This window comes from Cryobacterium algoritolerans (genome assembly GCF_004402785.1).
GTDB classification, from domain to species: domain Bacteria; phylum Actinomycetota; class Actinomycetes; order Actinomycetales; family Microbacteriaceae; genus Cryobacterium; species Cryobacterium algoritolerans.
In genome coordinates, this window is record NZ_SOFP01000016.1 from 65,559 (window position 1) to 87,890 (window position 22,332).

24 protein-coding genes are annotated in these 22,332 nt (G+C 68.0%); 11 read left to right on the top strand and 13 right to left on the bottom strand.

All coding sequences use genetic code 11. The features are described 5' to 3' along the window. The 11 genes from E3O19_RS04015 to E3O19_RS04065 all read right to left on the bottom strand — a co-directional run bounded on the left by E3O19_RS04015 (position 1) and on the right by E3O19_RS04065 (position 11,897). Positions 1-396: a four-helix bundle copper-binding protein gene (locus E3O19_RS04015; RefSeq protein ID WP_134565455.1), complete on the bottom strand. Its 396-nt coding sequence runs from the start codon at positions 394-396 to the stop codon at positions 1-3. A gap of 206 nt (positions 397-602) precedes the next feature. Next, positions 603-2,009 carry an FAD-dependent oxidoreductase gene (locus E3O19_RS04020; protein ID WP_134565457.1) on the bottom strand — a complete coding sequence of 469 codons (1,407 nt, stop codon included), beginning with the start codon at positions 2,007-2,009 and terminating at the stop codon, positions 603-605. Beyond that, positions 2,006-3,307, bottom strand: coding sequence for a uroporphyrinogen-III C-methyltransferase (gene cobA, locus E3O19_RS04025; protein ID WP_134565459.1), 1,302 nt, complete (start codon positions 3,305-3,307; stop codon positions 2,006-2,008). The genes E3O19_RS04020 and cobA overlap by 4 nt, the downstream gene beginning before the upstream one ends. Then, the gene (locus E3O19_RS04030; protein ID WP_134565461.1) at positions 3,304-4,242 is read right to left on the bottom strand and encodes an ABC transporter permease; all 939 of its coding nucleotides are present in this window, start codon (positions 4,240-4,242) and stop codon (positions 3,304-3,306) included. Before E3O19_RS04030 ends, cobA begins: the two co-directional genes overlap by 4 nt. After that, the gene (locus tag E3O19_RS04035; protein WP_134565462.1) at positions 4,229-5,053 is read right to left on the bottom strand and encodes an ABC transporter ATP-binding protein; all 825 of its coding nucleotides are present in this window, start codon (positions 5,051-5,053) and stop codon (positions 4,229-4,231) included. Before E3O19_RS04035 ends, E3O19_RS04030 begins: the two co-directional genes overlap by 14 nt. A gap of 3 nt (positions 5,054-5,056) precedes the next feature. Continuing rightward, complete coding sequence (locus E3O19_RS04040) at positions 5,057-6,187, bottom strand: ABC transporter substrate-binding protein (protein WP_134565464.1); 1,131 nt, start codon at positions 6,185-6,187, stop codon at positions 5,057-5,059. Beyond that, the gene (locus E3O19_RS04045; RefSeq protein ID WP_134565466.1) at positions 6,184-7,551 is read right to left on the bottom strand and encodes a sulfate adenylyltransferase subunit 1; all 1,368 of its coding nucleotides are present in this window, start codon (positions 7,549-7,551) and stop codon (positions 6,184-6,186) included. The genes E3O19_RS04040 and E3O19_RS04045 overlap by 4 nt, the downstream gene beginning before the upstream one ends. Continuing rightward, complete coding sequence (gene cysD, locus E3O19_RS04050; protein ID WP_134565468.1) at positions 7,551-8,552, bottom strand: sulfate adenylyltransferase subunit CysD; 1,002 nt, start codon at positions 8,550-8,552, stop codon at positions 7,551-7,553. Before cysD ends, E3O19_RS04045 begins: the two co-directional genes overlap by 1 nt. Then, complete coding sequence (locus E3O19_RS04055) at positions 8,534-9,271, bottom strand: phosphoadenylyl-sulfate reductase (RefSeq protein WP_241981178.1); 738 nt, start codon at positions 9,269-9,271, stop codon at positions 8,534-8,536. Before E3O19_RS04055 ends, cysD begins: the two co-directional genes overlap by 19 nt. A gap of 2 nt (positions 9,272-9,273) precedes the next feature. Continuing rightward, positions 9,274-10,962: a nitrite/sulfite reductase gene (locus E3O19_RS04060; protein WP_134565514.1), complete on the bottom strand. Its 1,689-nt coding sequence runs from the start codon at positions 10,960-10,962 to the stop codon at positions 9,274-9,276. 152 nt (positions 10,963-11,114) lie between these two features. Continuing rightward, positions 11,115-11,897, bottom strand: coding sequence for a sirohydrochlorin chelatase (locus tag E3O19_RS04065; RefSeq protein ID WP_134565470.1), 783 nt, complete (start codon positions 11,895-11,897; stop codon positions 11,115-11,117). Between the two features lie 123 nt (positions 11,898-12,020). Between E3O19_RS04065 and ftsY the strand changes: the two genes are divergently transcribed. Both ftsY and E3O19_RS04075 read left to right on the top strand, forming a co-directional pair. Further along, on the top strand, positions 12,021-12,896 hold the full coding sequence (gene ftsY / locus E3O19_RS04070; protein ID WP_134565472.1) for a signal recognition particle-docking protein FtsY: 876 nt from the start codon (positions 12,021-12,023) through the stop codon (positions 12,894-12,896). A gap of 7 nt (positions 12,897-12,903) precedes the next feature. After that, complete coding sequence (locus E3O19_RS04075; RefSeq protein WP_134565474.1) at positions 12,904-13,407, top strand: DUF2004 domain-containing protein; 504 nt, start codon at positions 12,904-12,906, stop codon at positions 13,405-13,407. 25 nt (positions 13,408-13,432) lie between these two features. Here the strand turns inward: E3O19_RS04075 and E3O19_RS04080 are convergent, their stop codons facing one another. After that, on the bottom strand, positions 13,433-13,744 hold the full coding sequence (locus tag E3O19_RS04080) for a putative quinol monooxygenase (protein ID WP_166804449.1): 312 nt from the start codon (positions 13,742-13,744) through the stop codon (positions 13,433-13,435). 78 nt (positions 13,745-13,822) lie between these two features. On the opposite strand from E3O19_RS04080, the gene ffh reads away from it, so the two are divergent. Both ffh and E3O19_RS04090 read left to right on the top strand, forming a co-directional pair. Continuing rightward, positions 13,823-15,403 (top strand): signal recognition particle protein, encoded by a 1,581-nt coding sequence (gene ffh, locus E3O19_RS04085; RefSeq protein ID WP_134565478.1) that lies wholly within the window; start codon positions 13,823-13,825, stop codon positions 15,401-15,403. 89 nt (positions 15,404-15,492) lie between these two features. Then, entirely contained in the window at positions 15,493-16,284 is a 792-nt protein-coding gene (locus E3O19_RS04090; RefSeq protein WP_134565479.1) for an LLM class F420-dependent oxidoreductase, read from the top strand. A gap of 463 nt (positions 16,285-16,747) precedes the next feature. Here the strand turns inward: E3O19_RS04090 and E3O19_RS04095 are convergent, their stop codons facing one another. Then, the gene (locus E3O19_RS04095) at positions 16,748-17,887 is read right to left on the bottom strand and encodes a glutamate--cysteine ligase (protein WP_134565481.1); all 1,140 of its coding nucleotides are present in this window, start codon (positions 17,885-17,887) and stop codon (positions 16,748-16,750) included. A 298-nt stretch (positions 17,888-18,185) separates the two neighbouring features. Here E3O19_RS04095 and rpsP point away from each other — a divergent pair, with 298 nt between their 5' ends. The 7 genes from rpsP (at position 18,186) to rplS (ending at position 22,293) form a co-directional block, all read left to right on the top strand. Beyond that, on the top strand, positions 18,186-18,611 hold the full coding sequence (rpsP, locus tag E3O19_RS04100) for a 30S ribosomal protein S16 (protein WP_134565483.1): 426 nt from the start codon (positions 18,186-18,188) through the stop codon (positions 18,609-18,611). Between the two features lie 2 nt (positions 18,612-18,613). Next, on the top strand, positions 18,614-18,850 hold the full coding sequence (locus E3O19_RS04105) for an RNA-binding protein (protein WP_134524588.1): 237 nt from the start codon (positions 18,614-18,616) through the stop codon (positions 18,848-18,850). Positions 18,851-18,874: 24 nt separating this feature from the next. Then, positions 18,875-19,504, top strand: coding sequence for a ribosome maturation factor RimM (rimM, locus tag E3O19_RS04110; RefSeq protein WP_174776891.1), 630 nt, complete (start codon positions 18,875-18,877; stop codon positions 19,502-19,504). Between the two features lie 95 nt (positions 19,505-19,599). Further along, positions 19,600-20,439: a formate/nitrite transporter family protein gene (locus E3O19_RS04115; protein WP_134565485.1), complete on the top strand. Its 840-nt coding sequence runs from the start codon at positions 19,600-19,602 to the stop codon at positions 20,437-20,439. Between the two features lie 9 nt (positions 20,440-20,448). Continuing rightward, positions 20,449-21,204, top strand: coding sequence for a tRNA (guanosine(37)-N1)-methyltransferase TrmD (trmD, locus tag E3O19_RS04120; RefSeq protein WP_134565487.1), 756 nt, complete (start codon positions 20,449-20,451; stop codon positions 21,202-21,204). Positions 21,205-21,213: 9 nt separating this feature from the next. Next, entirely contained in the window at positions 21,214-21,720 is a 507-nt protein-coding gene (locus E3O19_RS04125) for an MFS transporter (protein WP_134565489.1), read from the top strand. Positions 21,721-21,948: 228 nt separating this feature from the next. Continuing rightward, complete coding sequence (gene rplS, locus E3O19_RS04130) at positions 21,949-22,293, top strand: 50S ribosomal protein L19 (protein ID WP_134368536.1); 345 nt, start codon at positions 21,949-21,951, stop codon at positions 22,291-22,293. Positions 22,294-22,332: the final 39 nt, after the last annotated feature.

The window sequence follows — 22,332 nt, forward strand, 5'->3', positions numbered from 1 at the left end:
CTACTCCTCGCGATGTCCCAGGAGGGCGAGCAGCCGGGTACAGGAGTCGCTGACCTGGCGGCAGGCCATCGAGCAGGTCCGCCAGGACGGGTGGAGCGCCATCATCCGTTCGCAGGCCGCGGTCGAGGCCATGCACGCCTCACGGCAGGTCTCCAGGATCGCAACGGCGGTAGGCCCGTCGTTGCGGGTGTGCCAGGACAACACCCTGGTCGTGGTGGTGCAGATTTCGACGCAGTCCAGGTCGGCCAGGAAACAGGCGGTGACCTCGCCGTTGCCCTCGGTGGCGAGACAGGCGTCCGCGCAGTCCTCGCTGACCGTCACCAGCGCGTCACAGGCAGTGACGCACTGGGCGATCCCGGCCTCGATCGAATCTGCGGGCCACTCTCTCACCGGCATGCAGACACGATAGCCCCGCTGTGCGTCCGTGTCCGGGGGCTTGCGTATTCGCTCGCAGGTCCGCCGCAACGGCGACCGCAACGGCGACCGCAACGGCGACCGCAACGGCGACCGCTAAGCGTCGGCCACGCGCTGCGGGGAACGGACGGTGCCGCTCGGGTGGTCCTTGTGGATCAGGTCGACGCACTGTATGGCAATGACGTGGGTCACGACGACACCAAGCTGCCGCCCTGGGCGATGCCGACCTGCTCGTCGCGGGGGACAACCTTGACGCGTTCCCGCAGCACCGGAGACAGGTCGGAGTCGCCGAGCGCACGCTCGTGCGCGTCGAGGGCGAGCCAGCCGGACCAGGTCGTGAAACTGATCCCGCGCGCCTCGAGCAGGGAGAGGATCGCGTCCGCCGGGGGCCGGGCGGGTTGCACCGCCAGGTCGACATCCTCGAGCAGATTCGTCACGGTTTCCAGGGCGTCGCTCTTCGTGTGCCCGATCAGACCGACCGGTCCGCGCTTGATCCAGCCGGTCGCGTAGAGCCCGGGAAGCGGGACGCCGTGAGGGCCCAGCACCCGCCCGCCGTCGTTCGGGATGACTCCTCGGGCCTCGTCGAATGGTACCTGCACCAGGGCGCTGCCGCGGTAGCCGACCGCGCGGTACACGGCCTGCAACGGGTAGTCGAGGATCTCCCCGGTGCCGCGGATGCCGTCGTTCGTTGTGGGCTCGGTGCGTTCGAAGCGCATGCCCTCGACACTGCCGGTGCCGTAGACCTCGACCGGGCTGTGCAGGAAGTGCAGGTGCAGCCGGCGGGATGCCCCGGTCGGTTCCCGGGTGAGCCAGCCGTTCAGGGTGCGGGTCATCACCTTGACCTGGTTGTTCGACGCGGCGAGGGATTCCTCGGACGACTCATCCCTGGGGAAGTCGTCCTCGTAGACGAGCACGTCGACGCCCGGGATTTCGCTGAGCTCGCGCAGCTCGATCGGGGTGAACTTCACCTGGGCCGGCCCGCGACGGCCGAACACGTGAACATCGGTCACCGGCGAGCCGGCGAGCCCGGCGTGCACATTGGCGGGGATGTCGGTCGGGAGCAGGTCGGCCGCGTGCTTGGCCAGCATCCGGGCCACGTCCAGGGCGACGTTGCCATTTCCGATCACGGCAATGTCGGTCGCGTCGAGGGGCCAGTCGCGCGGGGCATCCGGATGCCCGTCGAACCAGGACACGAAGTCGGCCGCCCCGTAGGACCCGGGCAGGTCGATGCCGGGAATGCCGAGCACGGCATCCCGGATCGCCCCGGTCGCGAAGATGACCGCGTGGTAATGCGCGCGGAGGTCGGCAAGGTCAAGGTCGGTGCCGTAGTCCACGTTTCCGATGAACCGGATGGTGCCGCTGCCGAGCATCTCGTGCAGCGAGTTGACGATGCCCTTGATCCGGGGATGGTCGGGGGCAACCCCGTACCGGATCAGTCCGTAGGGGGCTGGGAGCGAGTCGAACAGATCGATTCCGACCTCACCGCCGGCGTCCTGCACGGCCCTCGCGAGGATGTTGCCGGCGTAGATGCCGGCCGGGCCGGCGCCGATGATGGCGACCCTCAGAGGCGGGGGAGCCGTGGGCGTCCAGGTCATGAGCGGGCCTTTCGGGGTGCGGGGGGGACAGTTTCGGCCGAGGGGACGGCGGAGGAGTGGTGCGCGTGCGGACTCAGCGTGACGACGTCGCCGACCACGATGACGGCCGGGGATGCGACGCCGCGGCTCCCGGCCAGGGCAGCGATCGTGGCGAGAGTACCGACCGTGACCCGCTGGCCTGGGCCGTAACCGTCCTCGATGATGGCGACGGGGCAGTCCTCGCCCCGGGTTCCGGTGGCGAGCACCGTGGCGGACCCCGGCAGGGCGCTGATGCCCATCAGCAGGATCACGGTGTGGTCCCGTCCGCCGGGGAGCGAACGGAGCTGTTCATGCCCGGTGACGACCGTGAAGCCGGCCGCGACGCCGCGGTGGGTGACCGGGATGCCTGCCGCGGCCGGGACCGAGATGGCGCTGGTCACGCCGGGCACCACTTCTACGGCGACGCCGTGGCGGCGGCAGTAGGCAGCCTCCTCGCCGCCTCGTCCGAGAACGTAGGGGTCGCCGCCCTTGAGGCGCACGACCCGGCGCCCGGCCCGGGCGTGCTCGACGAGCAGGGCGTTGATCTCGTCCTGGGGAACCAGGTGGTGGCCGGGGAGCTTGCCGACGTCGATCACGAGCACCTCGGGGTCGAGCTCGCCGAGGAGGGAGCGCGGGCCGAGACGGTCGGCGATCACGACGTCGGCCTCGGCGAGGAGTCTTCGGCCGAGCACGGTGATCAGGCCGGGGTCGCCCGGGCCGCCGCCGACCAGGTGAACCGTTCCGGTGCCCACGGGCCGGCGGTGGTGGCGCAGCGGCAGCGAGCCGGCGTCGAGGGAGCTCCCGATCGCATCCCGCAGTGCCATGGCCCGGCGCGGGTCGCCGCCGGTCGACACCGTGACGCTCACGTCGTCCCGCCGGGTGACGGCGGGAACCCAGGCAGTGGAGGTGGTGTGATCGGCCGCGTTGACGCACCAGATTCGCGCGGCCTCGGCATCGGCGGCGACGAGGGCGTCGACCTCGGTCACGCCGGTCGCCGTGTGCGCAAGCCAGGCGCCGGCCAGGTCGCCGGTGCGGTAGGCGCGCTCCCGCCAGGTGACGCCGCCGGTGGCCAGGAGGACGCGGAGGTCGGGGCCGGCTTCCGGGGCGACGACGGTGACAAGGGCACCGGCGGCGACGAGGCCCGACGCGCGCCGGGCCGCGACGGCACCGCCGCCGACAACGATCACGGCGCGGCCGGAGAGTGTGAGGCCGAGCGGGTACAGGGTGATCGGGCTCCGGGTGATCGGGCTACGGGCGACCGGGCTGGGGGAGAGTGTCATCGGGTGCCTCCGGACGTGAGGCCGCGGCGGCGCAGGAGACAGCGTTCGACCGGGGCGAATGCGATGAGTTCGACCAGGATGCCGACAAAGAGGATGACGAGAATGGTCGCGAGCACTGCGGGCAGGTCGGCCAGGTCGCGGCTCTGCTGCAGCATGGAGCCGAGCCCGAAGCCGATCGACCCACCCATCGCGATGATCTCCGCCGCCATCAGGGAACGCCAGGAGAAGGCCCAACCCTGTTTGAGTCCGGCCAGGTAGCCGGGCAGTGCAGCCGGCAGGATCACGAGGGTGACGAGCTGGAGACGAGAGGCGCCGAGCACGCTCCCCACCCGTCGTAGCTGTGGCGGAACCTGGTCGATCCCCGCAACAAGTCCGTTGGCGATCGAGGGCACGGCGCCCATCAGCACCACGAAGTAGACGGTCGCATCCGTGAGCCCGAACCAGATGATCGCGGCAGGCACCCAGGCCACCGAGGGCAGCACCTGCAACCCGGAGAGCAGGGGGCCGAGTGCTCGGCGCAGGAGCCGCCACTCGGCCAGGAGCAGTCCGAGCGGAGTGCCGATGGCGACGGCGATCAGGAAGCCTGCGCCGCCGCGGGCGAGGCTCGTGAGCACCGCCTGCTGCAGCCGTCCGTTCGACCAGAGTTCGCCGATCGAGGCCCAGACGTTGAACGGCCCCGGCACGAGGTCCGGGCGCGGCTGGGCGATCACGACGTAGAACTGCCAGGCGACGACGAGCGCCGCGAGCAGCAGCACCGGCGGCAGCACGCCGTCGACAAGACGACGCCAGGGTCCCCGCTCGACGAGCGGGACGGTCTGTAACGCGTCGAGACCGGCTTCGAGGGTGCGGAAATCGTCGTCCGAGGTCGCACGGGCGGCCGCGGGGACCGGCAGGACGGAGGTGCTCGTGCCAGTGCCTGTCTCAGTGCTGGGCATTGCGGCGGATCTCCTGTCGCAGCTGTTCGGTGATCGCGATGGACAGGCGCGATACCTCCGGGGATTCGATCCGGCGGGGCCCGGTGTCGGCCAGGCGCCACTCGTTGGCGATCCTCCCCGGTCGGGAGGACATCAGCAACACCCGCTGGCCGAGCCGGGCAGCCTCGCGCACGTTGTGGGTCACGAAGACGATGGTGCGGCCGGTTTCCCGCCAGATCCGCTCAAGTTCCTCGTGCAGCAGGTCCCGGGTGATCGCGTCGAGCGCCGCGAACGGTTCGTCCATCAGGAGCACCTTGCGGTCCTGGGCGAGTGAGCGGGCGAGGGCCACCCGCTGGCGCATACCGCCGGAGAGCTCGTGCGGGCGCTTGTCTGCGGCATCCGTGAGGTTGACGAGATCGAGCAGTTCGAGCGCCTGGCTGCGACGCTGGGATCGGGGCACTCCACGCAGCTTGAGAGCGAGTTCGACGTTGCGGCCGGCGGTCAGCCAGGGGAACAGGGCGGACTCCTGGAACATCACCGCGGCGCTGCCGCTGGTGACGGTGACGGTGCCGCTGGTGGGATGTTCGAGACCCGCGATGATGTTGAGCAGCGTCGACTTTCCGCAGCCGGATGCGCCGAGCAGGCAGACGAACTCGCCGGGCTCGATCGACAGGGTGATGTCCTCGAGCACGATCGGGCCGTTGGTGCCGAATCGCTTGGTGAGACCGTCGATGCGGATGGCGGGGGCGTCGGCCGGCCGATCCGTGGCGACAGCGGCCCGGTGGACGGTGGTCGCGCCGACCGCCACCGGTGCAGTCCTGGTGTTGATCATCGGTTACTCCGTTCCGAGTCCGGCAGCGCTGACGGGTGTGCCGCCGGCCGTGGCCAGCACGGTGTTCAGGGGTGCCAGGTCGAAGAGCCCGGCCAAGGTGCCGGATTTCGCGGTGCCGACCGTGACGCCGGCCTTCAGTAGCATCGGGAAGGTCGCGGCGAGCGGGTCCGTCGTGAACGTCACGCGCGAGAGAGCGCGAGTGATCACGGCCTTGGAGAGGCCCTTGCCCGTGTCCTCGGTCAGCTTCTCATTGATCACGGTCGCCGCCTCGTCCGGGTGCGCATTGAGCCAGCCGACGGATGCGGTGTGCCCGGCGACGAGGGCCTGCACAGTCTCGGGGTGCTCGGTTAGGTACTCGCTCCGCACGAGCAGCACCGTGGTGGGAAAGGCACCTTCCGGCCAGAGGGACGCCTCGTCCACGAGCACGGTGGCGCCGGCGTCGAGCACAAGCCTGGACACCCACGGTTCAGGCAGCCAGGCCCCGTCGATCTTGCCGCTCTGGAACAGGGCCAGGGTCTGGGCGTTGTCGGTCGGCGCGATGTGCACGCGGCCGCCGCCCGCGGTGTCGGTGTCGTAGCCCTGTTCGCCGAGCCACGCCCGGAGGGCGACGTCCTGGGTGTTGCCGAGCTGGGGCGTGGCGATGGTGGTGCCGGCCAGGTCGGCTGGACTGTCGATGCCGGCGCGCACGACCAGGGCCGCGCCGCCGCTGGCGGCCCCGGCCACGATCCGCACGGACTTCCCGGCGCTCTTGATGAAGCTGTTCACGGCGGGGTTCGGCCCGAGGTAGGCGGCGTCGATGGCCCCGGCGCTCAGGGCTTCGATGGTGGCCGGGCCGGCGCTGAAGACCTGGCTGCGGAGCTTCGTGTCGCCGAGGCTGTTGGCGAGGATTCCCTTCTCCAGACCGACCAGTGCGGGGGCATGGGTGACGTTGTCGAAGTAGCCGAGACGGAGTTCCGCGGCCGGTCCGGCCGGTGCCACCGTGCTGCCCTGGGCGGAGCATCCGCCCAGAAGCGAGGGTATAACGGTGATCGCGAACACGGTGAGGCCGGTCCGCACGGTGAGGACGGCCCGCACGGTGAGGCCGCCGCGGAGGCCGGCCCGGAGGCCCGCACGGAGGCCGGTGCGCCGGGTCATGCCGGCACCCGGGGTGCCGTCACGATACCGGCGGCCAGGGTCGCGCCGTCCTGTGGATGGATCACCAGGAACGCGCCCGCGCGGCGGTTCCGGCCGAAGGTGTCGACCGGTAGCGCCGAGGCGAGCCGCACGGTGACCTGGCCGATGTCGTTGATGTCCAGTCTGGCGGCGGTTTCCTGCTCTAGTGTGTCCAGGTTGAGCCGACCGGTGACGGCGGCCAGGATCGCCTGCACCGTGTTGGTGCCGAACTTCACGAGGGCGCGGTCGCCGGGAGTGAGTGGCCTGGGGTCGAGCCAGAACAGGGCGGCCGTCAGCTCCTTCGTGGGCTCCGGAAGGGTGCCGGCGGCGCCGATCACCGCACCGCGGGCGATGTCGAGGTCGTCCCTGAGCCGGAGGGCAATGGACTGCGGCGCGAATGCCTCGTCGAGTTCGGCGCCGGCGAAGTCGATGCCGGTGACGATGGTGCCGGCGCCGCCGGGGAGCACGGTGACGGCGTCGCCGACCCGCACAGTGCCGGAGGCAACCTGCCCGGCGTAGGCCCGGTAGTCGCGGAAGGCCGGCGCGTATTCGGCGGGGACGGCGACTGCTCCCTGTGGGCGCAGCACGAGCTGTACCGGCAGCCGGAATGACTCGAGGGCGTTCTCCACTTCGTCGACGACTGGCAGGGTCTCCAGCAGTTCGAGCAGGCTGGGTCCGGTGTACCAGGGGGTGCGCGAGGAGCGGTCGACGACGTTATCGCCGGCCAGGGCCGAGACGGGGATGACGTGCACCGTGCCGAGGCCGAGTTCCCCGGTGACCGTACTCACCTCAGCCGCGATCTCGGTGTAGGCAGCCTCGTCGTAGTCGAGCAGGTCGATCTTGTTGACGGCGACGATGATGTGCGGCACCCGGAGCAGGCGCACCACGGAGAGGTGGCGACGGGTCTGCTCGAGCACGCCCTTACGGGCGTCGATGAGCATGATGACGGCGTCCGCGGTTGTGGCGCCGGTGACCATGTTGCGGGTGTACTGCACGTGACCGGGGCAGTCGGCGAGAATGAAGGAGCGCCGGTTGGTGGCGAAGTAGCGGTAGGCGACGTCGATGGTGATGCCCTGTTCGCGTTCGGCCCGGAGGCCGTCGGTGAGCAGGGCGAAGTCGATGCCGCCCGCGGTGCCGCCGAAGCCGCGTTCGGTCGAGGTACGGGTGACGGCGTCGAGCTGGTCGGCGAGCACGGCCTTCGAGTCGTGCAGTAACCTGCCGACGAGGGTGGACTTGCCGTCATCGACCGAGCCGGCCGTGGCGAAGCGGAAAAGGGTGCCGCCGACCAGACTGCCGGTCGGGGTGAGATCTGCCGGTGCCTGGCTGTCGGTGAGTGCCTGGGTCATTAGAAGTACCCGTCCTTTTTTCGGTCTTCCATTGCTGCGTCGGAGATCCGGTCGTCGGCGCGGGTCGCGCCACGTTCGGTGATCGTGCTCAGGGCGACCTCGCGCACGACGGCGTCGACGGATGCGGCATCCGACTCGACCGCGCCCGTGCAGCTCATGTCGCCAACGGTGCGGTAGCGCACCATGCGGGTCTGGACGGTCTCGGTTGCCCGGGGCATGCTGACCGGGCCGGTCGCCCGCCACATCCCGTCGCGACGGTATACCTCGCGTTCGTGCGCGTAGTACAGCGGGGGAAGGGCGATCTGCTCGCGTTCGATGTAGCGCCAGACGTTGAGCTCGGTCCAGTTGCTGATCGGGAACGCACGCACGTGCTGGCCGACCGTGTGGCGGCCGTTGTAGAGGTTCCATAGTTCGGGCCGCTGGTTGCGCGGGTCCCACTGGCCGAATTCGTCGCGGAGGGAGAGGATGCGTTCCTTCGCCCTGGCCTTGTCCTCGTCGCGGCGGGCGCCGCCGAAGACGGCGTCATGTCGTCCGGCCGCGATCGCGTCGAGCAACGGCAGGGTCTGTAGCGGGTTCCTGGTTCCGTCGGCCCGCTCATGCAGTCTGCCGTCGTCGATGTAGTCCTGCACCCGGGCGACCTCGAGCCGCAGTCCAAGGCGCTCCACGGTCTCATCCCGGAACGCGATGACCTCGGGGAAGTTGTGGCCCGTGTCGACGTGGAGGAGCGGGAACGGCACCCGGCCGGGCCAGAACGCCTTCGCGGCGAGGTGGAGCACCACGACGGAATCCTTGCCGCCGGAGAACAGCAGCACGGGCCGTTCGAACTCGGCCACCACCTCGCGGATGATGTGGATGGCCTCGCTCTCGAGCATGTCGAGCTGGGAGAGGCGGTGGCTGCCGCCCTGGGCAGGGGCGGCGTGGCTCGGGGCGGCGTGGCTCGGGGCGGCCTGGCTCGGGGCGGCAGAGCGGACCGATGGAGCGTTCACAGGTGGAGTCCGCATTCTGTCTTCGCCAGGCTTGCCCAGCGTCCGGATCGGGGATCGTCACCGGGGGCGACGGGTATCGTGCACGGCGCGCAGCCGATGGAGGGATAGCCCTGGGCCATCAACGAATTGACCGGAACCTGGTGCAGTGCCGCGTAGCCGAGGATTTCCTCGAAGGTCCAGGCGGCCAGCGGATTCACCTTGACCAGGCCGTTGCGGTCGTCCCAGGTGACCAGTGGCGTGTTCGAACGGGTGGGCGCTTCGTCCCGGCGCACGCCGGTGAACCACAGCTCGTAGCCGCCGAGGGCACGGTGCAGCGGCTCGACCTTGCGCATCGCGCAGCACAGGTTGGGGTCGCGGTTGAAGAGGTCGGCGCCGTGCAGCCGGTCCTGTTCGGCCACCGAATGCTCGGGCAACACGTCGACGAGGCGCACGGGCAGCAGCCGGGCGACGTCGGCCCTGGTCTGGTGGGTTTCAGCGAAGTGGTACCCCGTGTCGAGGAAGAGCACGTCGACGCCGGGCAGCTGGGTGGAGACGATGTGGGGGAGTACCGCGTCGGCCATCGAGCAGGCGACCGCGACGGCATCGACGGCGAAGTTCGCGGCGACCCAGGCGACGACCAGTTCGAAGCCGGCGTCGCCGAGTTCGGCGGCACCGGTCTGGGCAAGGGCGCGCAGTTCGACGGCGGAGCGGTGCGTTCCCGCCTGGCCCGTGCTGTCGATGGCTGCGCTGTCGATGTTCACTGCAGTGCCTCCTCATCCGCGCGGTGCGCCCACTGAGCAAAGGTTTCGCTGCCTGTCCTGTCGGCGATGAATCGGAGCACGATGCGTTCGACATAGTCAGCGAGGTCCTCCGCGGTGACCTTCAGGCCCCGAACGGTGCGGCCGAGGCCGGCCGCGTCCCGGTCGACCGAGGCCAGGCCGCCGCCGAGGTGCACCTGGAATCCGGGGACCTGGCCGCCGTCGCCGTCGGGCAACAGCTGCCCCTTGAGACCGATGTCGGCGGTCTGGATGCGGGCGCAGGAGTTCGGGCATCCGTTGACGTGGAGGCTGATCGGCTGGGGAACGTCGATGCCGGCGAGGCGCTGCTCCAGGTCCAGCACGGCGTCGGTGGCGGCCTGTTTGGTCTCGACGATGGCGAGCTTGCAGTACTCGATGCCGGTGCAGGCGATGGTGGACCGGCGGAACAGGCTCGGCCGGGCGGCCAGGCCGATCTTGTCGAGGGCGACGATGAGGGACTCGACCTTCTCCTCGGGGATGTCCAGGAGAACGAGCTTCTGGTGCGGGGTGGTGCGCAGTCGAGTCGATCCGTTCGCCTCGAGCAGGTCGGCGAGGCTGGTCAGCGTCGGGCCGGAAACCCGGCCGACGAACGGCGTGACGCCGATGTAGAAGCGGCCGTCGGCCTGCTTGTGCACGCCGACATGGTCGCCCTGTCGGGTCGGTGCTGCGGCCGGGGGACCGTCGGGCAGGGCCGTCTCGAGGAACTCGGACTCGAGGATCCGGCGGAACTTCTCGGGTCCCCAGTCGGCGAGCAGGAACTTGAGCCTGGCCTTGTTTCGCAGTCGGCGGTAGCCGTAGTCGCGGAACAACGCTGCGACGCCCTGCCAGACCTCGGCGACGCGCTCCGGGATGATGAAGACACCGAGGCGTTCGGCCAGGCGGGGAGCGGTGGACAGCCCGCCGCCGACCCACAGGTCGAAGCCGGTGCCGAGCTCGGGGTGCTCTACTCCGACGAAGGAGATGTCGTTGATCTCGTGCACGACGTCCTGGCTCGGGTGGCCGGTGATCGCGGTCTTGAACTTGCGGGGCAGGTTCGCCAGGCTCAGGTCGCCGATGTAGCGGGCGGTGATCTCGGAGATCAGGCCGGTCGGGTCGATGAGCTCGTCGGCGGCGATCCCGGCGACGGGGGAGCCCAGGATGACGCGCGGCACGTCGCCGCAGGCCTCCGTGGTCTGCAGGCCGACCGCCTCGAGGCGGCGCCAGATCTCGGGAACGTCCTCGACCCGGATCCAGTGCAGCTGGATATTCTGGCGATCGGTCAGGTCTGCCGAGTCGCGGCCGAATTCGGTGGAGATCTCGCCGATGACGCGCAGCTGGGTACTGGTGAGCTGGCCGCCGTCGATGCGCACGCGGAGCATGAAGTACTTGTCTTCGAGTTCATGCGGCTCGAGCGTGGCCGTCTTGCCGCCGTCGATGCCCGGCTTGCGCTGCGTGTACAAACCCCACCACCGCATCCGGCCGTGCAGGTCGGTGTCCTCGATCGACTCGAAGCCCCGCTTGGAGTAGATCTTCTCGATCCGCTCTCGCACGCTGAGGCCGCCGTCCTCCTGTTTCCAGGCCTCGTTGGCGTTCAGTGGCGCTGTTCCGTCGACCTTCCACTGTCCATTCGGACGCGACGACTGGCGCTGCGGGCGGGCCGGCGGGGACATCTCGGTCTGACTCGGTGACACGATGGGTTCCTCCTCCTTGGACGCGGCGACGGCGATAACGGGTGCCGAACGGCGTGGGAGAAAACGTACCGAGAACGGAGGGCAGGTGTCTCCCTGGAGCGTAACGGCCAGTCACGCGCCGTAGCGCGGCGTCACAGAAGGCTGCGGCGCGGCAGGTCGGCTATGGTGCCGGAACGGGATGGTTCATTCCGACTGGAATGCGGGGCGACGGCGCTCAGGTACCGGTCGACCACGACCTCGACGAGCAGCGCCGGGGCGGGCTCGTCCGGTATCAGGAGCGGGCGGGTCACGACATCCGCGCCGGCCTTCTCGACGAGTCCCTGGAAGTAACCGGGCGCGAGCAGATAGCTGCTGACGACGATCCGCCGGCCGGGCCGGTTGATCCTGGCCCTCGTCACCGCGCAGGCCAGGCGGGGAGCGGCGGCGGAGAGGAAGCCGAGGGTCACCTCGCGCCCGGCGGCATCCGCCAGGCGCGCTGCCACGACCCGGCAGGCCTCGACCGCCCGCGCGTCACTGGAGCCGGCGACCGCGAGCACGACCACATCGTCGGGGCGGAGCCCGACCTCCGCGAGCCGCTGGCGGAGCACGGCGATGATACGGTCGTCGGGCCCGAGCGCGCCGGCAAGCAGCACCGAACGTCCGGTCTCGGCCCGCACGGCCTCGGTCAGGTCCACGTGCACGTGGTAGCCCGCCGACAGTAGTAACGGAACGACGGCGGCCGGAAGCCCAGCCGGGAGGGCAGCCAGGGTCGCCGGTGTGTCGGGCTGTTGCACGTCCACGAAGCCCAAGGCGACCGTCAGGTCGGGCCTTGTGACGGCCACGGAGCGCATCAAGCCGGCGACCGCGGCCTGGCCGTGTGCTGACGATGTGCCGTGGGCGATCCCGACGAGCGCTGGGGGAGTCTGGGTACTCACCCGACCATTCTGCCGGGTCGGACCGGCGGTGTTACCGCGGATGTCGGCACAGGTGCAGGGTCAGGCCAATCACCTTCCGCCCGTTCGGCCAGGTCCGAAGGTCCCGAGCCATAGGCTAGAGACATGGCAGAACGCACCTCCTGGTCACTCTCCGGCGCTCTGCGCGGCATGTTCACGAAGAAGACGATCGACGACGACACCTGGGACGACCTCGAGGACGCGCTCATCCAGGCCGACTTCGGGCCGGCCGTGACCGATGCGATCGTCGCCGAGCTTCGGGCGAAAGTGGCGAGGTACCACACGACGGACCCGGTCGACCTGCAGCGGATGCTGCGCGAGGGCATCGAGGAGCGCCTCGCCCGGCACGACCCGACCCTCACCCTCAGTGCCCGCCCCGCGGTCGTCCTCGTCGTCGGCGTCAACGGCGTCGGCAAGACGACCACGATCGGCAAGTTCGCCAAGTTCCTTCGCGGCTACGACCGCAGCGTGTTGATCGGGGCGGCGGACACCTTCCGCGCCGCCGCCGTCGAGCAGCTTGCCACCTGGGCCGAACGGGCGGGGGCGGACATCGTGCGGCCGCAGGCGCATGGCCAGGATCCGGCATCCGTCGCCTTCCAGACCGTGCAGAAGGCCATGAACGAGGGGATCGAGATCGTACTCATCGACACCGCCGGCCGGTTGCAGACCAAGGGCGGACTGATGGATGAGCTCACGAAGATCCGCCGGGTGATCGAGAAGCAGACCCCGATCGCCGAGGTTCTCCTCGTGCTCGACGCGACGACAGGCCAGAACGGGCTCGCCCAGGCCGAGGCCTTCATCCAACATGCCGGGGTGACCGGCCTCGTTCTCACCAAGCTGGACGGCTCGGCCAAGGGTGGTTTCGTGCTGGCGGTGCAGGAGAAGACCGGCATCCCCATCAAACTCGTCGGCCAGGGCGAGGGCATCAACGACCTCACCGGTTTCACCCCGCACGTCTTCGCGCAACAACTCGTCGGATAGGACGGTCATGACCATCGAACACGATTTCTTCGGAATCCTCGGCAGCGATGACGCGGGCGAGGTGTACTGGTCGGACACGGCCGAACTGGGCGACCAGGACGTGCAGATCGACTTGAGCTCGCCCGACGAAGATTCCGTGTCGGTCGAGGCGCTCGACATCGTCGCGGCCATGGTCAACTCGCTCGAGGAACTGGATTCGCAGGCCCGCGAGTCGCTCGTGGCCGACCTCAGCGCGGAACGGTCGGTGACGAGCGCTTACATCACGACCGAGCTCGAGGAAATGGATCCTGAGGCGCTCGAGGACGCCCTGATCTGGGACTCCGGTGACAAGCAGATCGACTTCCTCCGCTCTATCCAGCTGCAACGGGTGGGTTTCCACCCGCACCACTTCCGCAGCGAGGAACACTTCGCGGTGCTCGAATACTCGATCAGCCCAGACGAGACCGATGCCCTGCTCGTGGTGACGATCGACGTGCACGGCGACCCGGTGGTTATCGCCGTCGAGCAGTAGCTGGCGACACCGCCGGTCGGCGCCGCTACTGGATCGTGCCCTTGGCCGGATCACCGAAGGGCATGTTGGCCAGCACACGCACCTCGGCGGGGCCGGCAACGGCGTGGCCGGTGAGCTCGTTCAACTCGGCGAGGGCTGCGCCGGCACCGTGGGCGGCCAGGTGATCGGCCGTGGACCACCGTTCGACCATGATGACCCGGTCGCCGTCGGTGTGCGCGGCATACAGTTCGCAGCCCGGTTCGGCGTGTGCCTTGGGAGAGACCACGGCCAACGCGTCGAGGATCTCCTGATTGCGGCCGGGCTTCGGGGTGAGTGTTGCGATGACGATTACGGACAAGACGGCTCCAGACCTGAGGGTGCGCCATCGGCGCACCCGCTCACTATAGACATCCGGACCGGTTAAAGTAGAAGCACAATGGCTACTTTTGGAAACCTCTCAGATCGCCTGGCCGAGACGTTCAAGAATCTCCGCACCAAGGGCAAGCTCAGTGCGGCGGATGTCGACGGCACAGTCCGCGAGATCCGTCGCGCCCTCCTCGACGCCGACGTCGCCCTCGATGTCGTCAAGGATTTCACCGGCAAGGTGCGCGAACGCGCCTTGGGCGATGAGGTCAGCAAGGCGTTGAACCCCGCGCAGCAGGTGGTTCGGATCGTCAACGAGGAACTCGTCGAGATCCTCGGCGGCCAGCAGCGCCGGCTCGAATTCGCCAAGAAGCCGCCGACCATCATCATGCTCGCCGGGCTGCAGGGCGCAGGAAAGACGACCCTCGCAGGCAAGCTCGCCAAGTGGCTGGCCAAGGACGGCCACACGCCCGTGCTCGTGGCGGCCGACCTCCAGCGCCCGAACGCGGTCACCCAGCTGCAGGTCGTCGGGCAGCAGGCCGGCGTTGCCGTCTTCGCCCCCGAATCGGGCAACGGCGTCGGTAACCCGGTGCAGGTCGCCCGCGACGGCGTCAAGTTCGCCCAGCAGAAGATGCACGACGTTGTCATCGTGGACACCGCCGGCCGACTCGGTGTGGACGCCGACATGATGAAGCAGGCCTCGGACATCCGTGCCGCCATCGGGCCCGACGAGGTCCTGTTCGTCATTGACGCGATGATCGGCCAGGATGCCGTCGCCACCGCGAAGGCGTTCCAGGACGGCGTCGACTTCACCGGCGTCGTGCTGACCAAGCTCGACGGCGACGCGCGCGGTGGTGCCGCCCTGTCCGTGGCGTCGATCACCGGGCGCCCGATCATGTTCGCGTCGACGGGCGAGAGCCTGGACGATTTCGAACCATTCCACCCCGACCGGATGGCCAGCCGTATCCTCGACCTCGGTGATATCCTCACCCTGATCGAACAGGCCCAGGGCGCGTTCGACGAGGATGAAGCGCGCAAGATGGCGGAGAAGTTCTCCACCGACACCTTCACCCTCGACGACTTCCTCGGCCAGATGCAGCAGCTGCGCAACATGGGTTCGATCAAGAAGATGATGAGCATGCTGCCCGGCGCGGGTGCCATGAAGCAACAGTTGGAGAACTTCGACGAGCGTGAGATCGTGCGCACCGAGGCCATCATCCAGTCGATGACGAAGGCCGAACGCACCACTCCGAAGCTGCTGAACGGCTCGCGCCGGCTGCGGATCGCCCGCGGTGCCGGCTCCACCGTCACGGAGGTCAACCAGCTGGTACAGCGCTTCGAGCAGGCAGCGAAAATGATGAAGACGGTCGCCAAGGGCGGCATGCCCAACATCCCCGGTATGGGCCCGATGGCGGGGGCCGGACTCGGCGGCAACCGCGGCAAGCAGCAGCCCAAGAAGAAAGGCTCGAAGTCGGGCAACCCGGCCAAGCGAGCGGCGGAGAACGCCGCACTCGCCTCCGGGGAGCAGCCGGCCGGAGCCGTGGTAGCCGGTGGAACGGGCTTCGGCCTGGGCGGCAGCAAGCCTGTCGCCGGCAAGGCCGGCGGGCCGACCGAAGACGAGATGGCCGCGCTCCAGAAGATGCTCGGGCGGTAACGGCCCGGCGACTGGGCGGGGGCGGCCGGAAGATATTCGCACAGTCCCGTAACCGGTCGGGCCGGACACGGTCGGATTAGGCTGCATGCATGACTTCAGCCGCTTCCCGTCTGGTGCGCATTGGCGCGCAATTGGCGCCGCAACACACCCAGTACGACACGATCCGCGACGCGGTCGGCCAGGTCGAGGCGATGGGGGCCGATGTCGCCTTCAACTGGGACCATTTCTTCCCGCTCTCCGGTGAGCCGAACGGTCTCCATTTCGAGTCCTGGACGATCCTGGCCGCCTGGGCCGAGGAGACCTCCACGATCGAAATCGGTGCGCTGGTGAACTGCAACAGCTACCGGAATCCGGACCTGCAAGCCGACATGGCCCGCACCATCGACCACATCAGTGGCGGCCGGTTCATCTTCGGAACCGGTTCGGGCTGGTTCGAGCGTGACTACGACGAGTACGGCTACGATTTCGGCACAGTGGGCACCCGACTGGATGCCCTGGCCGAGAGCCTGCCGAGGATCGAGGCGCGGTGGGCCAGGCTCAATCCACCGCCCATCCGCAGGATTCCCGTGCTCATCGGCGGTGGCGGCGAGAAGAAGACTCTGCGCATCGTCGCCCAGCACGCCGACATCTGGCATACGTTCTCGAGCCCGGAGGTGCTCGAACACAAGCTTGGTGTGCTGGCCGACTGGTGTGACAAGGTCGGCCGCGACCTGGCCGAAATCGAGATCTCCACCGAGCTCCGGGGTCGAAGCGTGGGGGAAGCCGACCAGCTCTACGACCTCGGTGCGCGCCTGTTCACGCTGGGGCTGTCGGGCCCGCAGTACAAACTCGACCGCCTGACCGACTGGCTCGCCTGGCGCGACTCCAAGAACCAGGCCTGACAAGACCACCCGACGATACCGGGCGCGCGGGGATCGGGCGTTGACACCGCCGGCCAAGCCGCTCCAACGCTAACCGATACGCGATCACTCAAGGGACGTCGGGATCCAGTCTCAGAACGGCGGCCCGTCCGGCCCGTTCGATGGCTGGCGATCGATGGGTGCAGTTGGCCCGGCTTGCGGCACCCTGGCGTTCGGCACTCTGGCGTTCGGCACTCTGGCTTTCGGTGGCCCGGCGTTCGGTGGCCCGGCGTCCGGCGGCCCGGCGTCAGGCACCCCGGCTTGCGGTGCGCTCGGGGATCCGCAGCGTCGCGGCCAGTTTGCTGGAGAGCTCGCGCGCGGCGATCTCCTCCCGGGTCCAGAGGGACCGCGCCTCCAACGGACTGGACGCGCTGTGGGCCTCGCTGAGCCGACGGGCCTGATTTCGACGGGCTCAATCACCGGGGTGGGGGGAGGCGAAGCGCGGTCAGCGCGCGACGAGCCCCGTGCGCAGTTCCTCGGCGAGCGCGCGGACAACCGCCGGCAGGCTCCCGTCGGCGGCGTCGGCCACCCGTAGCTGCCGCTGGTAGCTGGCCCCGGCGTCGAGAATCAGGTTCAGCCCCGCGAACTCCGGCAGACAGCCCAGACGCTCGGCAACGGGGGAGAGCACGCCGATCAGGCGCCGCACGTCATCGATCACGTGGCACTCGGTCCCTGCTGCATCGAGGATGATCTCCGCGTCCAGGCCGTACCGCGACGCGCGCCACTTGTTCTCGCGCACGAACCACGGCTGCAACTGCGGCACGGTCTCGCCCTCATCCAGCCGGGTCGACATCCACTCGACCAGGCACTGGATGAAGGCGGCGATCGCGGCCAGTTCTTCGGCCGTGGACACTCCGTCGCAGGCGCGAATTTCGATTGTGCCCCAGCGCGGCGACGGCCGGATGTCCCAGCGCACCTCGGTGACATCGTCGACGATCCCGGTGACGGTCATGTCCTGGACATAGCGCTCCCACGCGGACCAGTCCTCCAGGATCCACGGCAGGCCGGCCGTAGGCAGCTGCTGGAACATCTGCGCCCGGTTTGAGGCGTAGCCGGTGTTCACGCCGGCCCAGAACGGGCTCGACGCGGACAGTGCCTGCAGGTGCGGAAGGTAGGTGAGCAGGCCGTTGAGGATTGGGATGACCTTGCTGCGGTCCTCGATGCCCACATGCACGTGGATGCCCCAGATCATCATGTTGCGGCCCCACCACTGGGTGCGGTCGATCAGGCGGTGGTACCTGGCCTTGTCGGTGACTTCCTGGTCGAACCACTGGCCGAACGGATGCGACCCGCTGCAGACGAGCTCGACGCCTCGCGGGTCGGTGATCGTGCGCACTTCGCCGACCTGGCCGACGACATCCGAGACCGCCCCGGCCACCGTGCGGTGCACCCCGGAAACCAGCTCGACCGTGTTGAGCAGCAGTTCGCCGGTGATCTTCGGATGCGGCGAGCCGTCGGCGCCTCGGAGGCCGTCGAGCACCTCATCGGCGATGGACACGAGGTCGCCCGTGTTGCGGTCGACCAGCGCGAGTTCCCACTCGATGCCAATGGTCGACCGCTCTGAGCGGGCAAACTCGATTCCCACGTGGAGCCTTTCGAGGAGGGCGTCACCCCGAACGGGTGTGTCAGTGCATAATCCTGACACCGAATGGGCACCCGTGGCCACACCGTGACGCCCGAGTGCCGGGCGGGCCGTGAAACAACGGAGAGGCGATCGCCGATTATCGGAAACAGGGCATCGTCTGGCAGAATGATTAGTCGAGTTCTCTTGCGTTCGACCCTCTACTCAGACGCAGGAAAAAACCACCTTATTGAGCTTGTGCCGAGTGTGCCCCCACGCTCACGGCCGTCAGTTCGCCAAAAATCAAATACACAGGAGAATTGTGGCTGTCAAAATTCGTTTGAAGCGTATGGGTAAGATCCGCGCACCGTACTACCGCATCGTTGTCGCCGACTCGCGCACCAAGCGCGACGGTCGTGTCATCGAAGAGATCGGCATCTACCACCCCACGCAGGAGCCCTCCGTCATCGAGGTCAAGTCCGAGCGTGCGCAGTACTGGCTCGGAGTCGGCGCACAGCCGACCGAGCAGGTTGCCGCTCTCCTCAAGCTGACCGGCGACTGGGGCATCTTCAAGGGTGACAAGAACGCCGTCAGCACCGTGAAGGTCAAGGAAGCCAAGGTTGCTTTCGTCGCCGACGAGAAGAAGAAGCCCGTTCTCAAGCCGAAGGCCGACAAGCCCGTGGCGAAGGAAGAGGCCCCCAAGGAGACCGCGGCTGATACCGCGGCTCCCGAAGAGGACAAGGCGTAGTCTTGCTCGCACCCGCGCTTGAGCACCTCGTCAAGGGAATCGTTGATCACCCGGATGACGTGCACGTTTCGGCCCAGAACTCCCCGCGGGGCGAGGTGCTCGAGGTTCGCGTGAACCCCGAAGACCTCGGCCGCGTGATCGGTCGTTCCGGGCGTACCGCCAAGGCACTGCGCACCCTCGTGGCTGCGCTGGCCGACGGCAGGCGCGTGCGGGTCGACGTCGTCGACACCGATTTCTGAAGAACTGTAAGCGAGAAGTTGGTAATGAGCTTGGTGAACGGCAGCACGCCACCCCGTAGTCAACTCCGGGTGGGGCGTCTGACGAAGGCGCACGGCCTCAAGGGCGCCATCAAGCTCGAACTGTTCACGGATGACCCGGGACGTCGTTTTGTCCCGGGCGCCGTGTTCACCCTCCAGGTGCCCACGGGGTCACCCTGGCACGGCAGGACCCTTGAGCTCGTCGAGCTGCGCTGGTACAACCAGCACGCCGTCGGATTTTTCAAGGATGTTCCCGACCGCGAAGCGGCCGAGGCCCTCGCCAAGGCGATCCTCTGGATCGACCAGGACGACGAGGAACAGCCCGACGAAGAAGACGCCTGGTACGACCACCAGCTCGTAGGACTCGCCGTGGTGCGCGACGGCGAGAAGATCGGCACCATCACCCGGCTCGAGCATCTCCCCGCCCAGGACCTGCTCATCGTGAAGACTCCGGCCGGCGAGGTCATGATCCCCTTCGTGAAGGCGATCGTCCCCTCCGTTGACATATCGACCGGTATCGTCACCATCACCCCTCCGCCGGGGCTGCTCGAAGAGCTGCCGGAGGAACCGGACACCGATCCGGAGCCGGAAACCCAGACTCCTCCGGTGGAAACGCCGGAGCGCGAAGGCGCATAGACGCGACCCGCCCCACACCCGGGGAGTGGCGCGCCGCGCCCGTCCGACTTCCCAGCTCGTCATGACGCGGCACACCCTCCAAGGAGAACCGCCGCATGTCGTACGTCAAACCGGATCAATTCATCGATGACATCATCCAATCCGGGGTTACTAAAACCAACCTGACCATTAAGCAGATGTTCCTGCGCGGCACCCTAGCCGGCGCCATCCTTGGCGCTGCGACGGCGGTCTCCCTGACTGCGGCAGCCCAGACAGGGCTACCCATCGTGGGTGCCGTGCTTTTCCCGGTGGGCTTCGCCATTATTTTGCTTTTCGGCCTTGAACTCGTGACCGGCAGCTTCGCCCTGATCCCGCTCGCGATCCTCGAGGGCCGCACGACGATCAAGAAGGGTCTCACCAATTTCGGTGTCGTCATTTGCGCGCACCTCTTCGGCGCGGTGCTGTTCGGTTTCCTCTACGTCATCTCGATCACGTACATGGGCACGCAGACCTCCGACCCCATGGTCCAGGCGATCATGCACCTCGCCGAGCACAAGGTGCTGCCATACGAGGCAGTCGGCGCCAGCGGAATCGTCGTCGCGATCATCAAGGGGATGCTCTGCAACTGGATGGTCGCGATCGGCACGATCATGTTCTACGTCTCGAAGTCCACCGCCGGGAAGATCCTCGCGATGTGGCTCCCGGTGACGATCTTCTTCAGCCTCGGCCTCGAGCACGCGATCGTCAACATGTTCGTCATCCCCGCCGGCATGATGCTCGGCTCGCCCATCAGCATCGGCGAGTGGCTGGTCTGGAACCAGCTCCCCGTGCTCGTCGGCAACCTGCTCGGCGCGGTCCTGTTCACCGCGCTGCCGGTCTACTTCTCGCACCGCACCAGGGTGAACCGGGCGGCCGAGGTCGATGGCGCGCGGGAGCCGGTGCTGATCCGCTCCTAGACTTCTCTGGTGCGCATCGACATCCTCACCATCTTTCCGGAGTTCTTTTCCGTCCTCGACGTCTCGCTCGTCGGCAAGGCCCGCCAGTCGGGGCTGATCGACCTGCGAGTACACAACCTGCGTGACCATACCCATGACCGGCACAACACCGTCGACGACACGCCCTACGGCGGCGGCGCCGGCATGGTGATGAAGCCTGAGCCGTGGGGGGAGGCGCTGGACGAGATCATCGGCGAAGTTTCCGTGGGTGCAGCTTGTGACGAAGCCGGCCCGGATGCCGGCCCGATACTGATCTTCCCATCCCCGGCCGGTGAGCTGTTCACCCAGAAGATGGCCAGGTCCCTCGCGGAGGAACCGAACCTGGTCTTCGGCTGCGGGCGCTACGAGGGCATCGACCAGCGTGTCTTCGACCACTATGCCGCCGCCGGTCGGGTGCGCCTGATCAGCCTCGGCGACTACGTGCTCAACGGGGGAGAGGTCGCCGTGATGGCCATGATCGAGGCCATCGGGCGGCTGATCCCCGGTGTCGTCGGCAATCCGGAGAGCCTCGTCGAGGAATCGCACGAGGACGGCCTGTTGGAATACCCGAGCTACACCAAGCCGTCCAGCTGGCGCGGGCACGACGTTCCAGCCGTGCTGCTCAGCGGAAATCACGGTGCGATCGCCGCCTGGCGCCGCGAGCAGCAGCTTGAGCGCACCGGGCGGGTGCGCCCCGATCTTCTGCCCCCAGCGAACTCTGAGCCGGCGGCAAAAACGCGCGAGTAGTCTGATCTCGTGTTCGTACGCAGACTCTTCTACTACTGGCAGTTCATCGCCGTCCTCGTGCTGCCCGCGTGGCTGCTGGTCGGCGCGTCGGTGTTCGGAGCGAGCGGCTGGATGGTGGTCGGGAGTTTCTTCGGCGGCGTCCTCCTCGGGATCGGCCTCCTCCTGGTCGCCCTGCTGATCTACGCCCGCAAAGACGTGCGAACCCGCCGGGCGGTGTCCTGGGCGGATGTCGGCGCGCTCACTCTCTGGCACGCCCTGATCGTGGCCCTCGGGTTCACGGCCCGGTCCGGTGGTCTTCCCGTGCTCATCGTGGTCGTGGGCCTTGCCGCGTTCTGGTTTGTCATCTGGGAGTTCTACAGCGCAGCCCGGGCCAGGATGCGCGAAATGTTCGTCGTGATCGATGAGACCGCCCGGTTCGGGTCGGCGGCGGCCGGAGGCGCCGCGAAGGCTCCCCGCTTCGACAGCACTGCCGATCCCGCGGTGATCGTGATCCACGAGAAGCCCGCAGAGCGTTAGTGGGTCGCCGGGTCTCGACCGGCTCGACCACCGGGACATCCGCCGCTTTTGCGGCGCACAGAGTTTTCATGACATAATCAGCGTTTGTGCCGTAGCATGCCTCTGCCACAGGGGAGCTGCAACGTTCGGCATGAACTTACTCAGTCGGTTGCCGACGCGGGGCGCTCACAGCGGGTCGCGCGGCACAAATCGTAGTCGTCCTGTGGCGGATACAGAGAGCGAAACACTATGCATATTCTTGACCAGGTGGATGCACCATCACTCCGGAAGGACATCCCGGCCTTCCGCGCCGGCGATACCGTCAAGGTCCACGTCAATATCGTTGAGGGCGCCCGCTCTCGTGTTCAGGTCTTCCAGGGAGTCGTCATCGGCCGCTCCGGTGAAGGCGTGCGCGAGACGTTCTGCGTTCGTAAGGTCAGCTTCCAGGTCGGCGTCGAGCGTACCTTCCCGGTGCACTCCCCAGTGATCGACCACATCGAGGTCATCACTCGCGGTGACGTGCGTCGCGCGAAGCTGTACTACCTGCGCAACCTGCGCGGCAAGAAGGCCAAGATCAAAGAGAAGCGCGACTAACAGTCGACTCCCAGCACTCGCTGGATTTCTCCCTGAGCT

Bases quoted from the DNA above. Each gene is read 5' to 3' on its own strand.
- E3O19_RS04115 (WP_134565485.1), top strand. From the start codon at position 19,600: ATGTCGTACGTCAAACCGGATCAATTCATCGATGACATCATCCAATCC.
- E3O19_RS04030 (WP_134565461.1), bottom strand. From the start codon at position 4,242: ATGCCCAGCACTGAGACAGGCACTGGCACGAGCACCTCCGTCCTGCCG.
- E3O19_RS04040 (WP_134565464.1), bottom strand. From the start codon at position 6,187: ATGACCCGGCGCACCGGCCTCCGTGCGGGCCTCCGGGCCGGCCTCCGC.
- ftsY (WP_134565472.1), top strand. From the start codon at position 12,021: ATGGCAGAACGCACCTCCTGGTCACTCTCCGGCGCTCTGCGCGGCATG.
- E3O19_RS04060 (WP_134565514.1), bottom strand. From the start codon at position 10,962: ATGTCCCCGCCGGCCCGCCCGCAGCGCCAGTCGTCGCGTCCGAATGGA.
- E3O19_RS04015 (WP_134565455.1), bottom strand. From the start codon at position 396: ATGCCGGTGAGAGAGTGGCCCGCAGATTCGATCGAGGCCGGGATCGCC.
- E3O19_RS04035 (WP_134565462.1), bottom strand. From the start codon at position 5,053: ATGATCAACACCAGGACTGCACCGGTGGCGGTCGGCGCGACCACCGTC.
- E3O19_RS04090 (WP_134565479.1), top strand. From the start codon at position 15,493: ATGACTTCAGCCGCTTCCCGTCTGGTGCGCATTGGCGCGCAATTGGCG.
- rplS (WP_134368536.1), top strand. From the start codon at position 21,949: ATGCATATTCTTGACCAGGTGGATGCACCATCACTCCGGAAGGACATC.
- cysD (WP_134565468.1), bottom strand. From the start codon at position 8,552: ATGCGGACTCCACCTGTGAACGCTCCATCGGTCCGCTCTGCCGCCCCG.
- E3O19_RS04075 (WP_134565474.1), top strand. From the start codon at position 12,904: ATGACCATCGAACACGATTTCTTCGGAATCCTCGGCAGCGATGACGCG.
- E3O19_RS04045 (WP_134565466.1), bottom strand. From the start codon at position 7,551: ATGACCCAGGCACTCACCGACAGCCAGGCACCGGCAGATCTCACCCCG.
- E3O19_RS04020 (WP_134565457.1), bottom strand. From the start codon at position 2,009: ATGACCTGGACGCCCACGGCTCCCCCGCCTCTGAGGGTCGCCATCATC.
- cobA (WP_134565459.1), bottom strand. From the start codon at position 3,307: ATGACACTCTCCCCCAGCCCGGTCGCCCGTAGCCCGATCACCCGGAGC.
- rimM (WP_174776891.1), top strand. From the start codon at position 18,875: ATGAGCTTGGTGAACGGCAGCACGCCACCCCGTAGTCAACTCCGGGTG.
- ffh (WP_134565478.1), top strand. From the start codon at position 13,823: ATGGCTACTTTTGGAAACCTCTCAGATCGCCTGGCCGAGACGTTCAAG.